Below are 17,952 nucleotides of genomic sequence, written 5' to 3' on the forward strand. Positions count from 1 at the left end.
ACCTCTTGTTTCCACATATAATAGGTCAAAAATTCTAAATTCCTTTTATTCCTAAAAAACATTATCTTTAATTAGATCAACAAATGCTCTCAAACTCATTTTTTGATGCTGATAAAAATGATTCGCGATGAAAAGAGTGATTATACAGGATACTGACCTTGATCTGCTCAACATACTGACCTTCCTTTTAGAGGATGCCAGTTTTGAAGTGCTGGCCGTATCTCATTATAAAGATGTGACTTCAAAAATCAACAGCTTTAATCCTGAACTGATTTTACTCGATTTCAGACTTTCGGGCGAAGAATGCACCTGTTTATGCGCAACGATTAAAAAGGACTTCCCTGGTCTCCCGGTCCTTGCATTAAGCTGTAATTATAATATCCGGAAACAGTACGCCATTTATGGTTTTGATGACTATATCTCCAAACCTTTTGACATTGACCATCTACTCTCTGTGCTGCGCAAATATTGAATCTTATAGTATTTTATGTAAATTCGGCTAAACCATTTATCATAGAAAATGAATAAAATATTCATCATGCCACTTTTGGCCGTCATTGCAGTGACCGCATCCTGTGGAAATAATAAGGAGAAATCCGGCAGCGAGCAAAAAAGTTCTTCTGCTAACCCTTTTACTGAAGCGAGTAAACTTGCTTATCAGACACCAGCATTTGATCAGATCAAGGATGATGATTTTCAACCTGCTTTAGAACAGGGAATGAAAATCCAGTTAGAAGAAATGCAGAAAATTGCAGATAACCCAGATGCTCCAACTTTTGAAAATACACTGGTTGCAATGGAAAAGAGCGGGCAGATGTTAACCAGGACAAATAATGTATTTAGTGCCTTAACCAGTGGAAATACAAATCCCAAACTACAGAAAGTACAAGAAGATATTGCGCCCAAGCAAGCAGCACACCAGGATGCCATCTATTTAAACCCCAAATTATTTAAACGTGTACAGGCAATCTACGGGAAACGCGAACAATTGAAACTTGACCCGGAGTCTAAACGCCTGGTTGAATTTTACGAACAGCAATTTGAACTGGCAGGTGCTAAATTGTCTGATGCGGATAAAACCAAACTTAAAAAACTGAACGAAGAAGAAGCTTCCTTAAGTACAAAATTCTCTAACCTGTTATTGGCAGCTAACAAAGCAGGAGCAGTTTTATTTTCGGACAAAGCAGAATTGGCCGGACTTTCACAAGGAGAACTTGATGCAGCGGCACAAGATGCAAAAGCAAACAAACAGCCAGGTAAATGGTTAATCTCCTTAAAAAACACCACACAGCAGCCTATTTTACAGTCTTTAACCAATCGTGCAACACGCGAGAAAATATTTAAGGCTTCCTGGGACCGGACAGAAAAACAAGATGCCAATGATACGCGCAGCACTATTGTACGTATTGCAAAAATAAGAGCTGACAAAGCAAAACTGATGGGTTTCCCTGATTATGCAACCTGGAAGTTACAAGATCAGATGGCTAAAAAGCCGGCAGCAGTTGACGCATTTTTCGCACAGTTGGTCCCTGCAGCAACTGCTAAAGCCAAAGTTGAGGCAGCAGACATTCAAGCACAGGCAGACCTGGAAAAAGGCGGTTTTAAAATCCAGCCATGGGACTGGGATTATTACGCAGAGAAAGTCAGAAAGCAAAAATATGACCTGGATGAAAATCAGGTCAAACCTTATTTCGAGCTTAATAAAGTATTAGAAAACGGTGTTTTCTATGCTGCAAATTTATTGTATGGAATCACGTTCACAGAACGTCATGATCTTCCGGTTTACCAGAAAGATGTCAGAGTATTTGAAGTCTTTGACAAGGACAAATCTACAATCGGCCTGTTTTATTGTGATTATTTCAAACGCGACAATAAATCAGGAGGTGCCTGGATGTCTAATTTCGTTGGGCAGTCTAAATTATTTGGCACTAAACCAGTAATTTTCAATGTGTGTAATTTCACCAAACCTGCTGAAGGGCAGCCAGCTTTGATCAGCTTTAGTGATGTAACCACGATGTTCCATGAATTTGGACACGGTTTGCACGGCTTATTTGCCAATCAGCAATATCCAAGCTTATCGGGTACTAACGTAGCCCGCGACTTTGTGGAGTTTCCTTCTCAGTTCAATGAGCACTGGGCATTAAACCCGCAGGTATTTAAAAACTATGCTGTTCATTATAAGACAGGTGAGCTCATGCCACAAGCTCTGGTTGATAAAATTAAAAAAGCAGCCACTTTTAACCAGGGATATAACTTAACTGAGATTCTTGCTGCGGCTTCTTTAGATCTGGCATGGCACAAAATCCCGGCCAGCGCACCACTGCAAAACACAGATGAATTTGAAAAGGCTTCTTTACACCAATTGAAACTGGATCTTCCAGAAGTTCCGCCGCGTTACCGCACTAGTTATTTCTCCCATATCTGGGGTGGAGGTTATGGTGCCGGTTATTATGCCTATCTATGGACAGAAATGCTGGATGATGATGCTTATTCGTGGTTTGAAGAAAACGGTGGCTTAAACAGGGCCAATGGTCAGCGTTTCCGCGATATGATCTTATCCAAAGGAAACACAGAAGATTATGGAAAAATGTTCCGCGAATTCAGAGGACATGATCCAAAGATCGGCCCCATGGAGAAAAACCGTGGTCTGACTACTAAATAGAAAGAAATTTCAACTGAACGGGATTAAGCTTAGGCATAATCCCGTTTTTTTATAGGGTGTTATTAATATTGTTATTATTTTAGCGAGACACACAAATTAAAATCAGATGATCCGTATTTCCATTTTCTTGCTGACAGTCCTTTGCTTTTTGGGCACCACTGTCATTGCCCAGACTAATTCTCAGAATAGTGGCTGGTTGTTTCTGCTTAATAATACTAAAATCAATGAAAAATGGGGAACTCATCTGGATGTACAGGTCAGGTCTGCAGACAATTGGAGTAACGTAAGAAACTTTTTGTTCAGACCAGGGATAACCTATTTTATTAATCCTCAAAATGATTTGACAGTAGGTTACCTGTTAAGTGAAACACATAATCAGGTTGATGATCTTGGTGAGCATAAGCTTGTGGAGCACAGAATCTGGCAACAGTACATTCACAAGCATAAAATCAGTACAGTAAACGTTAGCCACAGGTTCAGGTTAGAACAACGGTTTGTAGAAAAGGTACGTGATCAGGACATATTTGCGCAGCGTTTAAGATACTTTGTCCGCTTCCTTATCCCATTAAAGAAAGAAGCACAGCAGTTTGAACAGGGTCTGTTTGCAGCATTGCAAAACGAACTTTTCTTCAATGTTCAGCATAAGGATAAATTGAGTGGTCATTTCTTTGATCAAAACCGGGCTTATGCAGCACTGGGCTATCGTTTCAGTAAGAAATTCGACCTGGAAGCAGGCTATTTAAATCAGGCTGTAAAAGGAGTAAGCACCAATTCGGTAAACAATGTAATTCAACTGGCAGTATACACCAGATTTTAAATAAAATGCCTGTTTAGATTACTGGTTAACAGTGCATCTAAACAGGCCTTATCAATGCTGCGTAGCGCAATTAATTTACACAAACTGACTCATCAGCATCACCCCGGCCAGTCCAAGTACAGAAACCAGGCTTTCCATCACTGTCCAGGTTTTGAAAGTCTCTTTTAAACTCAGGTTAAAATATTCTTTGAACATCCAGAAGCCTGTATCATTCACATGAGAAAGCATTAAACTTCCTGCGCCTACCGCTAATACCATTAATTCTGGTGACGCTCCTGCAGTGATAAAAGGGATTACCATTCCCGAAGCTGTTAGTGCTGCTACTGTAGCAGAACCCAAAGTAACCCGTAACAATGCAGCGATCAGCCAGCCCAGAATTAGGGGAGAAACGTGCAGGTTACCAGTCAATGTTTTCACCTGTTCACCAATTCCACTGTCTACCAGGATTTGCTTAAAAGCCCCACCCGCAGCTATAATCAGGATAATCATCGCAATGCCCTTTACGCCTTCTACACAAGAATCCATTGCTTTTTGCATCGGCATACGCTGAATAGAAATCGTAATGAGAATGGCCATTGTTAAAGCCACTGTTGGATTTGCAATAAAAACAAGCACATGCTGGATGGAAGGATTTTGAGTGATTAAAACCCCAACGGTTCCTACCACAATAAAAAATATCGGAGAAAGTGCAATAATAAAACTTTTCAGCGCAGACGGTAAATTTTCTTCTCCCTGCAAATCCAGTTTCTGGTGTGCCCGGTCTGCTTTAGGTAATTTGATAATTGCTCTTGGAAAAAAGATCCCGGCAATAATAGCTACGGGAATACTGATGATCAAACCATAAATTAAAGTACGGCCAATATCAGCGTGAAAAATACTGGCTAAAGCAACCGGGCCAGGATGAGGCGGAAGAAAACCATGCGTTACAGAAAGCGCAGCAGCCATTGGGATTCCAACATATAGTTTAGGAAGTTTAGCAGCCGAGGCAATCGTAAATACCAATGGAATCAAGACCACAAAACCAGCATTATAAAATAACGGGATACCAACCAGGATACCCGTCAGCAGTACCGCCCATTGTATATTTTGAATTCCGAAAATCCTGACCAGCACGAAGACGATCTTTTTTGCCGCTCCACTATCCTCGGCCAGTTTACCAACCATTGCCCCTAATGCCAGTACCATGACCATATCTCCCATTGTACTGCCAATACCTTTGCTTACAGTGCTCATTACCTTTTCTACAGGTAAGCCTAACATCAGCCCTGTAGCAACCGCTACGATCAGCAGCGCAAGCATAGGGCTTACTTTCTTAAGGATCAGGATCAGCAGGATAATTATCCCAAAGAGTACGAGTAATAAGTCCATAGTAATTTGGTTATTCTTTTTCAGTAATAGTTCAAATGAAAGAAGCCGTTTAATTTGATTTTAAACGGCTTCTTAAGATAGTATTTTAGGATTAAACTGTAGGCTTCAATTGAATATAATCCGCCATTATCCTTAAAGTTTCATCCTCCAGGAAATCAAAATTCTCACTTTTCCTGATCTTGTCCCCCTTTTTCACAGGAGCCAATCCTCTGGTAGCTCTCAGTTTATTGATCTTTTCTAAAGATTTAACCTCCAGCACTTCTCTTTCTGATTTCAATTTCGCTTCATTCAAGGTAACTGAGGTTTCCAGATTACGCTTTTTCATGTCCGCAATATCCTGAACAAGAATTTTGTAATCCAGGGATTTCTCCATTCTTGTTTCATGCAATTTAGCTAATTCTGTTTTTAGCGTTCCCAGATTGGCTACCGGTACAAAATCTGATTTCTGGATCTCATCCCAAGGCAAAGCAGAAGGTTCCGTGTCCTCACCCACTTTATCCATTGGATAAAAAGAAGGCAAAGTAATATCCGGCATCACTCCTTTATGCTGTGTACTGCTCCCGTTTACACGATAAAACTTAGCGATGGTTAAATTGATTTGTCCTAACTGAGGGACCTCAGCTTTTTGAACAGGCTTACCTGTACTATCTAATTTAACCAGGTTAGCTAAACGTTCTAAAATAGAAGGGTTAACTAGCTTATTTAAATCAATTGGCTGTTGTACAGTTCCTTTACCATAAGTCTGTGTACCGATAATTACGCCTCTTCCGTAATCTTGTATGGCACCTGCAAAAATTTCAGAAGCAGAAGCCGTTGTACGGTCTACTAATACGCCAAATGGCCCACTCCAGGCTACGCCGGGATTTTGATCGCTATCCACTTCAACTTCTCCTTTTTGATCCTTCACCTGAACAACAGGCCCCTGGTCAATAAACAAACCAGTCAGATCAATAGCTTCTAATAAAGATCCTCCGCCATTCCCGCGAAGATCCATCACAATTGCATCAACTTTATCTTTATTTTTCAGCGTATCAATTAATAGTTTAACATCACGTGTTGTACTTTTATAATTAGCTTCTTTAGCAATTGCAGCTTTAGAATCGATATAAAACGCAGGCACACTAATGATACCTACTTTGTAAGGTTTACCATTAGCTTGTATCGTTTTCACTTCCTTTTTGGCAGACTGATCTTCCATTACAATCTTCTCTCTGGTAATCTCTATAATCACTGGTTTTGAAGACATATCATGTCCCACAGGGATAATTTTCAATCGGACAACAGTCCCTTTAGGCCCCTTTATTTTCGCGACAGCATTGTCAAGTCTCCAGCCAATAATATCTTCAAATTCACCATCTGCCTGTGCAACTCCAATAATCCGGTCTCCTGCATGCAATTGTTTACTTTTATAAGCCGGTCCGCCGGGTGTTACTTCTGCTATCTTCAAAACATCGTTTTCCGACTGCAGGTAAGCACCGATTCCTTCTATCGAACGGGACATCTGTTCGTTGAACTGACTGGCATTAGATGGATTGAAATAATTGGTATGCGGATCTATAGCGCCTGTAAAAGCATCCATCAGTAACTGAAATACATCCTGGTTATTCAATTTAGAAGACTGTAACTTCAGGTTTTTATATCTCTTGGTTAATGTTTCCGCATTTTTAACATCCGAAGTTCCTGCCAGTTTTAAATTGACCAGCTCATATTTAACTTTTTTCTTCCAAATATCATTCAATGTAGCGATTGAAGTTACCCAAGGCATTTTCTCCCGGTTAAAAACATAGGTATCCTGCTGATTAAAATCATATTTATCCCTGATATGCTTCATGGCATAATCCAGCGTTTCATTATATCTTTTGGAATAAATATTAAAGATATAGAATGGGGCACTCAGATCGCCGTCTCTAAAAGAATCGTCCAATGTGGTTCTGAACTGTTCAAAATCTTTGATATCAGAAGCCAGGAAATAATTGCGGTAAGGATCTAACGCCTTTATATACTTATCCAGCACAATCGAAGAGATAGAATCATTGACTACTATTTTTTTATAATTGTAGTTTTCTATCAGTGCAACAATTTGCCTCGCTACCAGGCTTTGCTTCTCATCAGGCATAATATTTGGAATACCTTCAACCACCTTTTGTGGCTTTGGAGTAGCCTGACAAGCCAGGACTGCCGCGGTAAAAGTTGCCACTAATATTCTTTTTAACATCTCTTTAAATAATTTAAAATCCATTCTTGTAACAATATCTAAATATAATGCCAGTTTCTCACTAAATAACTATAAAATCCTTTTCTATCAAAAAAGGGACAAACGTTTTGGTTTATCCCTTCCTGGATTGCATTGAATGCTATTCATCTTTATTCGACTATAGCCCTGAACATCAATGCACCTACAGTTAAATTTGTGCGTCCGTCAATCAGAATTGCTGAACCATTTGCTTTATTCTCAGTATATAAATCGAAAGCCAGTTCATCAGCCGTTTTAATAACCACACGTCCTATATCATTTAATCTAAACTCATGAGTTTCCTCTTTTTCCAAAGTATTGATATTAACTTTATGCAGGATTTCCCTGATCTTACACTTGCTTAGTTTACTGTTATGCTGTAAGAAATAAGTAATAGAATCATCCATTGGCTTATTGTCCATCCAGCATAAATCTGCCTCTATCAATTGAGAACGTTGTGGCAAATAACTTGAATTCACCAGTACATCTCCCCTGCTGATATCAATATTATCTTTCAGGTGTAAAGTAACAGATTGCCCTGCGGTAGCTTCCTCAGGCGTCTGCTCAAAGATTTCAATCCTGTCAATCACAGAACTGCTGCCCGAGGGTAAAACAGTGACTTTATCATTCACCTTAAACGCACCACTCAAAATACGGCCGGCATAACCTCTGTAATCATGCAATGCTTCAGTTTGCGGGCGGATAACCCATTGTACCGGCATCCTTGCATAATGCAGATCCTGGTTCACCGTAACTTCTACTGTTTCCAGAAAATCAAGCAAGCTAGTTCCTTTATACCAGGGCATATGCTCAGAAGTATGCACAATATTGTCCCCCTTTAAAGCGCTGACCGGGATAAAAGTAATATCCTGCAAATTCAGCTTCGCAGCCATTTTTTTATAGTTTTCAGTGATCGTATTAAATACCTCTTCACTGTAACCTTCCATGTCCATTTTATTGATACAAATAACAACATGGCTTACCCCCAGCAACGAAACCAGGTAAGAGTGCCTGATGGTCTGTTCTACCACGCCATTTCTTGCATCTACCAGAATGATAGCCAGATTAGCCGTCGATGCACCCGTAACCATATTGCGGGTATATTGAATATGACCAGGCGTATCTGCGATAATAAACTTCCTTTTCTCAGTCTGAAAATATTTGTAAGCCACATCGATTGTAATTCCCTGTTCTCTTTCTGCCCGCAGCCCATCTGTTAAAATGGCCAGGTCAATTGTACCGTCATCATTTTTACGGTTTGATTGCTGCAAAGCTTCCAGCTGATCTGCCAGAATAGAACCTGTATCATATAATAATCTGCCAATCAGGGTACTTTTCCCGTCATCGACACTTCCTGCTGTAAAAAACTTAAGTATATTCATTAAAAGTATCCTCCTTTTTTGCGGTCTTCCATTGCTGCTTCAGACACTTTATCGTCCAGACGGGCACCACGTTCACTTATTTTTGATGCGCTGATTTCATCTATAATATCATCAATCTGATCAGCTTCAGATTCTACTGCTGCAGTACAGCTCATATCCCCCACAGTGCGGAACCTCACTTTGCGGTGAGTTACGATATCTGCCTCATCCATATTCAGAAAAGGAGATGCGGCCATTAATTGTCCGTTTCTGGTGATACAATCTCTATGATGCGCAAAATAAATAGATGGCAGGCTCATTTTTTCTCTGCGGATATAATTCCAAACATCAAGCTCCGTCCAATTACTGATTGGGAATACCCTTACATTTTCTCCTTTATGGATCCTGCCGTTATAGATATTCCAAAGTTCAGGACGCTGGCGTTTAGGGTCCCACTGGCCAAATTCATCTCTTACCGAAAAAATACGTTCTTTGGCTCTCGCTTTTTCCTCATCTCTTCTGGCACCGCCGATACAAGCATCAAAACCATGCTGCGCGATCGTATCGAGTAAAGTAATAGTCTGCAAAGAATTTCTGCTTGCATTTTTACCTTTCTGCTCAATAACTTTACCACTGTCAATTGATTCCTGCACATAACCTACAATCAGTTTTTCACCTAAACGCTCAACCATTTCATCCCGGTAGGTAATAGTTTCCTGGAAATTATGCCCGGTATCAATATGTACCAGCGGAAAAGGAAATTTCCCCGGACGGAATGCCTTTTCAGCAAGCCTTACCAGCGTAATAGAATCTTTTCCTCCAGAAAAAAGCAATGCTGGTTTTTCAAACTGCCCCGCTACCTCACGCAGAATATGAATCGCTTCTGCTTCTAATTCGTCTAAATAATCTAAATTATATTTACTCATGTGTTTCTCGTTATTTTGTGGCGTGCAAACCACATTCCTTCTTTGACTGATCTTCCCACCACCATCTTCCTGCTCTGAAATCTTCACCTTCCTGAACTGCCCTGGTACAGGGGGAACAGCCAATGCTCGGAAATCCTTTGTCATGAAGCGTATTGTATACAATGTTGTTCTTTTTAATATAGGCTTTCACCTCATCCAGGCTCCAATAAAAGATTGGATGAAACTTAATCAGCTGATTTTCTTCGTCCCATTCCAGATTTGACATGTCTGTACGGTTTAAAGATTGTTCTGCCCTGATCCCGGTTACCCAGCATTTATTCCCTTGGAGGGCTCTTTTTAAGGGGACTATCTTCCGGATAGCGCAACACTCTTTTCTATTTTCAACTGATTCATAAAAACTATTCGGCCCCTTTTTAGAAACCATTGCTTCCAGAGCCGCTTCATCCGGATGATAAGCATGAATAGGCTTTTGATAGTTTTCCAAAGTCCTGTTCCATACATAATAAGTTTCAGGAAATAAACGGCCAGTTTCCAGGGTAAACACCTTTATTGGCAGATCATTAGCAAATATTAAATCTGTGATGACCTGATCTTCCCAGCCAAAACTTGTAGAAAAGGTGATCTGTCCTGCAAATTTCTGCGAAAGGAAAGTCAGGGCTTCTACAGCGCCCATGTCTTTAATCTGCACAGCTATTTCTTCCAGGTACGCTTTCATTTTATATAACTTTTAAAATAAACATAATAATACTTCTTAAACTCACAGCGATTACAATAATCCCTACAGCAACCATAATGCTCTTGACCGAAATACGGTTAGAAACTTTTGCTGCTATCGGCGCTGCTAAGGCACTGCCGATAACCAACCCCGCTACCGCTTCCCAATGTGCAGACTTTAGCATCGTGATAAAAGTCAATGAACTCATCAATGCGATAAAGAAACGGGTTATTTTTACTGTTCCCAGAGAGAACCTGGCATTTCTGCCACCAGCAATCAGGCTCGATAAAACAATAGACCCCCATCCACCGCCACCTACAGCATCAATAAAACCGCCGAAAAGCCCCAATAAAGTAATCTTCTTAATCTTTCCGCCAACTCTCTTTCTGGATACTTTAAAAGCTTTGGAAAGGATCACCCCACCAAGTATCAAGGTGTATAAAGAGATAAATGGTTTGATATAAGCCCCGTAATGCTCTAATGAAGATAATAAATAAGCACCCGCTACTGCACCCAGGATACCTGGAATAATCAATAATTTAAACAGTTTCCAATTGATATTACCCATCCGGTAATGCATCCAGCCTGCTATACCATTACTCAACACTTCAGAAAGATGGACACCCATACTGGCCGAAGCTGGAGGAATGCCCATTGACAATGAAAAAGCGGTAGAAGTAACCCCATAAGACATGCCTATAGCACCATCGATCATAGCAAAAATGAAGCCTCCTGCTAAAAACCAGTAAAACATAGGATTAATCCCTGCTACATAAGCCTGAAACTCCGGCTCTCTTTGCCAGAAAACAGCAATCAGGACCGCAATTGACAAAACAATTGTTAACCAGATCAGCCATTTGAACTTAGGATACGAAGTTTTCTGAACAGCAGGTTCCGCAAATTCCTGAACAGCAGGCTCTACAAGTACCGCGCTCACTTCATTCAGTTTCTTCACTTTCGAACTGAAATCTCCTTGTAAAGTATTACGAAATGAACTCATTTGCTGTAAAGTAATATCCAGTTCGCCCGGTAAGTTATCATTAAACAATTCTTTTAATCTTTTAGCAATGGTTGGTGATTTGCCATTGGTAGAGATTGCAATTTTCAGATCTCCTTTTTTTACGATAGAACCGAGGTAGAAATCACATAAATCAGGCTTATCAGCCACATTTACCAGTAATTTCAATGCATGGGCATCACGTATAATCTCTTCATTTAATCCATTATTATTAGTAGCAGCAATCACGATATCTGCTTGATGGAGATCGGCTGCGGTATAACTTTTCTTCAAAAGTTTAACCTGTGTTAACCTTTCAGCGAGTTCATAAACTTCCAAGATTATCTCTTCAGCAACTACAGTAATTTTTGCCTGTTCACTCTGACCAAGCACAGCATTCAGCTTTTCAAGACCTACAGGCCCTGCTCCGATAATGACCGTATGCAATTGGTTAAGCTTTAAAAAAACAGGAAATAGTTGATTGCCTTTTAGTTCTTCCACAGTCTATAACTCTTCTTTAATGGCTGCAAAAAAATCCTTGATTGGCTGAAATTGAGGATGTAAAGAAACTACTTCACCAAATACTAAAATGGCTGGTGCCCCAATTCCTTTTTCAAGTACAACTTCTTCAATCGTATCGACAATACCAATCGCCAGTTTTTCTTCTTCAGTAGAACCGCTTTGGATCACCGCAACAGGTAAATTTGATTTTCCTTCCTGCTTGTAAAGTTTTACAATCTCCTTCAGTTTGTTTAGCCCCATTAATACAACGACTGTTGCTTTAGTGCGGACAGCCTCATAAAGATCATTGGAGATTGCTCCGGAAGCCGTAGATCCTGTAACTACCCAAAAGCTTTCACTTAATCCGCGGTGTGTAACCGGAATCTGCTGTAAACCGGGTACAGAAATCGAACTCGACAATCCGGGAACCATTTGCGCCGGGATATTATACCCCGCTGCAAAATTCAACTCTTCATAACCACGGCCAAATACAAAGGGATCGCCACCTTTCAAACGTACTACATGTCCATAATTGATCGCATAGTCCACCATCAGTTTATTGATCGCTTCTTGTGAATAAGAATGTTCACCAGAACGTTTTCCTACATATACTTTGATAGCATCTGCAGCAGCATATTCCAATACCTTTTCATTCACCAACGCATCATATAAAACCACATCCGCATCTTTCAATGCATTTGCGCCTTTCATCGTGATCAGTTCAGGATCTCCCGGCCCTGCGCCAACCAGCGTAATTCTTGGTTCTCTGATTTCTCTTTTTGTTCCTGAATTAATTAACATTTACCTGCGCCTCCCTCTTCGCTCTCATTGCTGAATAAAATTGTGTTGCCTGTTCCAGATAAGCTATTGCAAACTCTTCTGTAGGCTCATTCTTATTAATTTGCAGTACCAGTTCGTTAAAAGTTGAAGGTAAAACGACCTCACCTGTTTCCACGAAATTGGTATCAAACTCTCTGATTACACCCGTTTGCGTACTGCTGCTGATACTTTTATCTAATAACAATGCCTTTGCAGTATTCACAAATACACTGTAGGAATGATAAATGGCATCAGACCAGGCCTTACCTTCAAAAGCTGAACCTGCCCATAGCAGCTTCTCTTCCCCTTCGAGTAAGAGTGTAGCCACCAAATCAATCACTACGCCAGCACATTCGCCTACGCCAATCGCAGTCACAAAAGTCTCTTCATGACCCCAATCTACATACTCTTCATCTTTTAAAGCAGTAAGGTCTGCCAGTGGTTTCAATAACTGGTAAAAGTGATCTTTACCTTTAGCATCGTAATACTGGTGGAAACTTTCATTTTCACCCGAATTCGTACTGTAGTCATCCAAAACTGTGCGTAAAATAGCTGGCGCACGTTTAGTTGGTGCTTTAATTACGCGTTCGGCTACGCGGCCTTCACCATCACCTACTGTTCCGCCACCAATCATGACCTGCACTGCAGGTACGACTTTTCCGTTTGCTTTGACCGAACTTCCATGAAATCCAAGGTGAGCCAGACCATGCTGACCGCATGAATTCATACAGCCACTTATTTTTATCTTAATGTCTTTATCGTAAATCAGATCAGGATATTCCTCATGAATTACCCCTTCTAATACTGCAGCAAGGGACATACTGTTTGCAATTCCTAAATTACAAGTATCTGTACCCGGACAAGTCGTAATATCCCCCACACTATCAAATCCAGGAACTGCAAAGTCCAGTTCATTTAATACAGTATATAATGGGATCAATGCCTCTGCGCTGACAAATTTCAACAACAAACCCTGATTCTGGGTAATTCTGATTTCATCCGCTACATATGGGCGTATAGCCGCTACAAATAACCGCGCTTTATCAGTCTTGATATCACCTACTGGTACCTTGATATATACCCCATAAAAACCACTTTGTTTTTGCGGGAATACATTGGTATCCAACCATCTTTTATAATGGACCTCATCTGCCGGACGCTGATCAGTTGCAGCAAGAGCTTCTGGCAAAGCCGGAAGGGGTACTGTTCCCAGATCAACCTTAAAAGATTTTGATTTATTGGCTATTACTTCTTCAGCAATTAAGCGCGTTACTTCTTCTAATCCAAGTTTTTGAACCAGATACTTTAACCTTGCTTTATTTCTGTTGGTTCTTTCTCCATGACGGTCAAAAACCCTCAAAACAGACTCTGAATAAGGAATCAATTGATCTTCAGGCAGAAAATCATGAACTACACTCGCCAAAAAAGGTTGTGCGCCCAAACCACCTGCAAACATGACTTTAAAACCCCGCTCTCCTTTTTCATTCACTTTAGGAATAAAACCTAAATCATGAATATAACTGAAAGCGGTATCCTTTTCTGTTGATGAAAAAGAGATCTTGATCTTCCTGCCCATTTCCTGACAGATGGGGTTCCTTAAAAAATATTTAAATACGGCCTGAGCGTAAGGGGAAACATCAAAAAGTTCCTCAGGGTTGATCCCTGCATCAGGCGAAGAAGTTACATTTCTAACCGTATTACCACAAGCTTCACGTAAAGTGATATCATCACGTTCCAGTTCTGCCCACAGTTCGGGTGTACGGTCTAAACTCACATAGTGAATCTGAATGTCCTGTCTGGTAGTTAAATGCAGGTTTCCGCTACCATATTCATCAGAAACATCTGCAATACGCAATAACTGTTTAAAGGTGACTTTTCCGAATGGCAATTTAATACGCACCATTTGTACGCCCGGTTGCCGCTGACCATACACACCACGCGCCAGCCGAAGACTGCGGAACTTTTCGTCGTGTATTTTTCCTTCTCGGAAGGCACGGATCTTTTGTTCAAGATCTATGATATCTTTTTCTACTACCGGGTTCTCCAGCTCCGTTCTAAAACTTTGCATGTCAATAAATCTTGGTTAAGGATTGTTTTGTTTAAAAGACGTTTTCAGGGTCTCTTATCCCAAAGATATATATTATAGATAGAATTAGTAGTATTAAATTAAAAAAAAGACTAACTATACTCATTAAAAGCATATTAAACGGATATTTTAATTTTCATAGGATAAAATATGTTTAACCATTTGTACTACTTTACCATTCAGGGAAACAGTTGCACTAACTGACAACAGATTGTGCTCACACTGTTCAAAATATATTTTACCAGAAAAAAAGGCAAAAAAAAACCCGGACATCCACCCAGGTATCTCTTTTATCAACTAACCTTAACTAGAAAATACTAACCAAATATTTTACTGGCACAAACATACCAGCCTTATATAAATTCAGTGTTAAAATTGGATGACCTATTCGTAATGCTCTTATTTTTATTTAAATTTCGCATCTTTTCATACTATCTATCACTCCATGCTGATTTTAGCTTACATTATTCTTGCCCTGGTAGCACTTTACCTCCTAGTTTATCTTTATAAAAAGAACTTTGCTGTTCAAACACAACGGGAGGAACTTAAGCGGGATTGGGGAAGTGCTAAAAACAGCAGATATATAGACATCGATTTAATAGAAAACTACTTTTTAAATACAATTACTGAATCATCAGAAAAACTACAGCTGATTTCTGATAAAATAGCAGATGATTTATATATCAATGACGTTTTTAAACTTATTGACAGAACCATATCCAGAGTAGGCCAGCAATTTCTATATGCAAGGCTCAGAACAATTGATAAAGAGCAAACAGACCTGATCTTTCTGGATAAGTTTGCGGATGTCATTACCGCAGATGAAAAACTAAGACTTGACACCCAAGCCACTTTACAAATACTGGAGAAAAATGATTCCTACTATTTCCAGGATCTGATTTATGCAAAGAAAATAGAGGCACCTTCATTTATGCCCATCGTTTATACCCTTTCTGTCCTGAATGTACTTTCCCTTGTTGCTGCGATCTTTCATCCAGGTTTTCTGCTTGTCTTTTTTGGAATATTCATTATCAATTCCGGAATTCATTACTGGAACAAAAACAAGGTCAGTGTACATACTTCTTCTCTCGGCGAGTTCCTAAAAGCGTTTGATACCGCTAAAAAATTAGATGCCGACGCAAAGATCAATATCCAATTTCCAGAAATCAGCACCCTCATTAAAGAGCTGACCCCACTGAAAAGAAAAATGCTTGGCGTAAAGCTGGACAACATGGCTGAGGCAGATACAGTAATGATAGGTTACATGCTGTTCGAACTGTTAAAGATTGCCTTCAATGTGGAAATCATCCTTTTCTACTCTATTATTGATTCCCTGAGATCACAAAAAGACCTGTTAAAAAGACTTTTCAAATTCATCGGAACGGTAGATACCGCTATCTCAATTGCTTCGCTAAGACATTCGTGGGATGGAGAATATTGTAAACCAGTATTTAACGAGGAAAATTGTATCCATATCTCAGGTGTCAAACATCCACTGGTTGTAAATTGTGTTCCGAATGAACTTGATTTACAACATAAAAACTTATTGCTAACAGGCTCTAATATGTCTGGTAAAACAACTTTTATCAGATCCGTTGGCGTCAACCTGATTCTTGGTCAAACTTTATTTACCTGTATGGCTAAAGAATTCAGTATGCCTTACTCAAAAATATTCTCTTCTATTACCATTTCGGATAGCTTACTGGAAGAAAAGAGTTATTATTTTGAGGAAATGAGGATCATCAAAAACTTCATTGAAGAATCTGTAAGCAAAGAACCGTGCTTCTTCATCCTGGATGAAATTTTTAAAGGAACCAATACGATTGAGCGGGTTTCGGCCGGAAAAGCGATCCTCTCCTATCTGGCCAAGGGCAATAACCAGGTTTTCGTTTCTACCCATGATACGGAGCTTAATGAGTTGCTGAAAACACAATATGAACATTATCACTTCTCTGAAACTATTGCAGAAGAAGAACTGATCTTTGACCATACCATTAAAAAAGGCCCGTTAAAAACAAGGAATGCAATCAGAATACTGGAAATTAATAATTATCCGGCAGCGGTGATTGCTGATGCCAATGCTACGGTTGATTTATTAATGAAGGATTAGTTAAATCCTGGATAATTGATTTAAAAGTCTTAATATGAAGACTGTCTCTTGCATTTTCCGGATTCTTAATATAATCTTGGAGGGCTTGTACATATGCTTTACGGAAAGACTCATTCTTCGTATTGGAATTGTACTCGCCTTGTGCTTTGTATAATGGCTGTAAATTTTCGGCAATTTTCCTTTGAATGCCATAAGGTGATTCATCTCTCATAATCACAATATTCCTTTCAAAACCGGGTATATATTTAACGATAAAACGTTCCCCCCGTGGTGGGATAATAATTTCATTGCGAATTGGATAGATCGAGGCGGTAGTGGTAGAAAAATCCGTAACCACATCTTTTCCATCGGCAGTTTGAACAACAACATCATAATCCCAGATCGCGGAATCATTTAAAGTGGAACTGGTTTCCTTTTCCAGCGTCACAACCGCAGATCCTCTCACGCCAAAATGTGCCAGAAAAGCCGCATTGACGAACTGACCAGTAAAAACATTGGCAATCGATAAAATAAAGCTAAGAACCATATAAAAAATACTACGGCGCCAAAAAGAAATAATAATACCAGTTATCAGAAGGACAAAGAATGACCAGGCCCCATGATGCGCAAAGAAGTAAAAAAGCATTGATAATATCTTCATTGTTAATCTTTTATTATATATAAAAATAGATTAATATTTCAATATTATCAATGCTGAATTATTTATTACAAAGCAGGGGCTAAAGGCCAGTCTACAGGAATATCAGTTAAGGCATGCAGGTAATTGGTAATCACTTTATCGCCGATCACCATCACAATATCAACCAGGTTTCCTTCAGTATAACCTGCTGCATAGAATTCTGATAAAAAGTGCGCATCTGCATGACCTTTATTCTCTGTAATACTTTTAACGACATTTGCTAAAGCTGAAAGTTTTGGGTCGAACGTAATTTCTGCTTTACGGATTTCTAAAATCTGATTGTCAGTAAAGCCATTCATTTTTGCGAAAGCAGTATGTGCGCTTAAACAATACAAACAATCATTGACCTGGCTAACTACTAAATTTATCACCTCACGCTCTTTAGCTCTGAGGGAGGTTTTTGCATTTTGAAGCGTCAGGTAATTCCCCAATGCATTTTCAGAATGTGCAAATGCAGCATATAGATTTGGAACAAAACCTACCATTTTATTTAAATTATCAAAAATAGCCTGGTTAGCTGGAGTTACTTCTTCTCTGGTTGGAACTGTGAATGTTTTCATGCGTTTATCAGTTAATGTTCTTGAATAGTGAACACCACAAATATCTGCCTTTGATCGGACCTGAACCATAGAGAGACTTCCCGGGGATTTGTAATTAATGCCTGAAGCTACCCTGGTT

Annotated in this window: 14 protein-coding genes; 4 read left to right on the forward strand and 10 right to left on the reverse strand. The window is 39.6% G+C overall.

Annotation, left to right across the window (positions count from 1 at the left end; all coding sequences use genetic code 11):
- Positions 1-127: 127 nt before the first annotated feature.
- The 3 genes from AY601_RS12035 to AY601_RS12045 all read left to right on the forward strand — a co-directional run bounded on the left by AY601_RS12035 (position 128) and on the right by AY601_RS12045 (position 3,479).
- Positions 128-472, forward strand: a complete 345-nt coding sequence (locus AY601_RS12035; RefSeq protein ID WP_068401209.1) for a response regulator — start codon at positions 128-130, stop codon at positions 470-472.
- A gap of 48 nt (positions 473-520) precedes the next feature.
- Positions 521-2,662, forward strand: coding sequence for a peptidyl-dipeptidase Dcp (gene dcp, locus AY601_RS12040; RefSeq protein WP_068401212.1), 2,142 nt, complete (start codon positions 521-523; stop codon positions 2,660-2,662).
- Between the two features lie 106 nt (positions 2,663-2,768).
- Complete coding sequence (locus AY601_RS12045; RefSeq protein ID WP_084359229.1) at positions 2,769-3,479, forward strand: DUF2490 domain-containing protein; 711 nt, start codon at positions 2,769-2,771, stop codon at positions 3,477-3,479.
- A gap of 75 nt (positions 3,480-3,554) precedes the next feature.
- Here the strand turns inward: AY601_RS12045 and AY601_RS12050 are convergent, their stop codons facing one another.
- The 8 genes from AY601_RS12050 to AY601_RS12085 all read right to left on the reverse strand — a co-directional run bounded on the left by AY601_RS12050 (position 3,555) and on the right by AY601_RS12085 (position 14,467).
- Positions 3,555-4,847, reverse strand: coding sequence for a gluconate:H+ symporter (locus AY601_RS12050; protein ID WP_068401215.1), 1,293 nt, complete (start codon positions 4,845-4,847; stop codon positions 3,555-3,557).
- Positions 4,848-4,938: 91 nt separating this feature from the next.
- Positions 4,939-7,062, reverse strand: coding sequence for a carboxy terminal-processing peptidase (locus AY601_RS12055; protein ID WP_232324741.1), 2,124 nt, complete (start codon positions 7,060-7,062; stop codon positions 4,939-4,941).
- 149 nt (positions 7,063-7,211) lie between these two features.
- Positions 7,212-8,462: a sulfate adenylyltransferase subunit 1 gene (locus AY601_RS12060; protein WP_068401221.1), complete on the reverse strand. Its 1,251-nt coding sequence runs from the start codon at positions 8,460-8,462 to the stop codon at positions 7,212-7,214.
- A complete protein-coding gene (cysD, locus tag AY601_RS12065; RefSeq protein WP_068401224.1) occupies positions 8,462-9,367 on the reverse strand; it encodes a sulfate adenylyltransferase subunit CysD in 906 nt (301 codons plus the stop codon). Before cysD ends, AY601_RS12060 begins: the two co-directional genes overlap by 1 nt.
- Before the next feature lie 10 nt (positions 9,368-9,377).
- The gene (locus tag AY601_RS12070) at positions 9,378-10,082 is read right to left on the reverse strand and encodes a phosphoadenylyl-sulfate reductase (RefSeq protein ID WP_068401226.1); all 705 of its coding nucleotides are present in this window, start codon (positions 10,080-10,082) and stop codon (positions 9,378-9,380) included.
- A 1-nt stretch (position 10,083) separates the two neighbouring features.
- Positions 10,084-11,580, reverse strand: a complete 1,497-nt coding sequence (locus AY601_RS12075) for a TSUP family transporter (RefSeq protein WP_068401228.1) — start codon at positions 11,578-11,580, stop codon at positions 10,084-10,086.
- 3 nt (positions 11,581-11,583) lie between these two features.
- Positions 11,584-12,381 (reverse strand): uroporphyrinogen-III C-methyltransferase, encoded by a 798-nt coding sequence (gene cobA, locus AY601_RS12080; protein WP_068401231.1) that lies wholly within the window; start codon positions 12,379-12,381, stop codon positions 11,584-11,586.
- Positions 12,371-14,467 carry a nitrite reductase gene (locus AY601_RS12085; protein WP_068401235.1) on the reverse strand — a complete coding sequence of 699 codons (2,097 nt, stop codon included), beginning with the start codon at positions 14,465-14,467 and terminating at the stop codon, positions 12,371-12,373. The genes cobA and AY601_RS12085 overlap by 11 nt, the downstream gene beginning before the upstream one ends.
- A 463-nt stretch (positions 14,468-14,930) precedes the next feature.
- Here AY601_RS12085 and AY601_RS12090 point away from each other — a divergent pair, with 463 nt between their 5' ends.
- On the forward strand, positions 14,931-16,595 hold the full coding sequence (locus tag AY601_RS12090; protein ID WP_068401238.1) for a MutS-related protein: 1,665 nt from the start codon (positions 14,931-14,933) through the stop codon (positions 16,593-16,595).
- Here the strand turns inward: AY601_RS12090 and AY601_RS12095 are convergent.
- Positions 16,567-17,235 carry a hypothetical protein gene (locus tag AY601_RS12095; protein ID WP_157287876.1) on the reverse strand — a complete coding sequence of 223 codons (669 nt, stop codon included), beginning with the start codon at positions 17,233-17,235 and terminating at the stop codon, positions 16,567-16,569. The two genes, AY601_RS12090 and AY601_RS12095, sit on opposite strands and share 29 nt — an antisense overlap.
- 65 nt (positions 17,236-17,300) lie before the next feature.
- Positions 17,301-17,834 (reverse strand): carboxymuconolactone decarboxylase family protein, encoded by a 534-nt coding sequence (locus AY601_RS12100; RefSeq protein WP_068407467.1) that lies wholly within the window; start codon positions 17,832-17,834, stop codon positions 17,301-17,303.
- Positions 17,835-17,952 lie beyond the last annotated feature (118 nt).

Origin of the sequence: Pedobacter cryoconitis, assembly GCF_001590605.1 — a bacterium.
Classification (GTDB): Bacteria; Bacteroidota; Bacteroidia; order Sphingobacteriales; family Sphingobacteriaceae; genus Pedobacter; species Pedobacter cryoconitis_A.

Coding starts and splice junctions, on each gene's coding strand:
- AY601_RS12090 (WP_068401238.1), top strand. CDS start 14,931: ATGCTGATTTTAGCTTACATTATTCTTGCCCTGGTAGCACTTTACCTC.
- AY601_RS12100 (WP_068407467.1), bottom strand. CDS start 17,834: ATGAAAACATTCACAGTTCCAACCAGAGAAGAAGTAACTCCAGCTAAC.
- AY601_RS12045 (WP_084359229.1), top strand. CDS start 2,769: ATGATCCGTATTTCCATTTTCTTGCTGACAGTCCTTTGCTTTTTGGGC.
- AY601_RS12050 (WP_068401215.1), bottom strand. CDS start 4,847: ATGGACTTATTACTCGTACTCTTTGGGATAATTATCCTGCTGATCCTG.
- AY601_RS12055 (WP_232324741.1), bottom strand. CDS start 7,062: ATGTTAAAAAGAATATTAGTGGCAACTTTTACCGCGGCAGTCCTGGCT.
- AY601_RS12070 (WP_068401226.1), bottom strand. CDS start 10,082: ATGAAAGCGTACCTGGAAGAAATAGCTGTGCAGATTAAAGACATGGGC.
- dcp (WP_068401212.1), top strand. CDS start 521: ATGAATAAAATATTCATCATGCCACTTTTGGCCGTCATTGCAGTGACC.
- cysD (WP_068401224.1), bottom strand. CDS start 9,367: ATGAGTAAATATAATTTAGATTATTTAGACGAATTAGAAGCAGAAGCG.
- AY601_RS12035 (WP_068401209.1), top strand. CDS start 128: ATGAAAAGAGTGATTATACAGGATACTGACCTTGATCTGCTCAACATA.
- AY601_RS12085 (WP_068401235.1), bottom strand. CDS start 14,467: ATGCAAAGTTTTAGAACGGAGCTGGAGAACCCGGTAGTAGAAAAAGAT.
- AY601_RS12095 (WP_157287876.1), bottom strand. CDS start 17,235: ATGAAGATATTATCAATGCTTTTTTACTTCTTTGCGCATCATGGGGCC.
- cobA (WP_068401231.1), bottom strand. CDS start 12,381: ATGTTAATTAATTCAGGAACAAAAAGAGAAATCAGAGAACCAAGAATT.
- AY601_RS12060 (WP_068401221.1), bottom strand. CDS start 8,462: ATGAATATACTTAAGTTTTTTACAGCAGGAAGTGTCGATGACGGGAAA.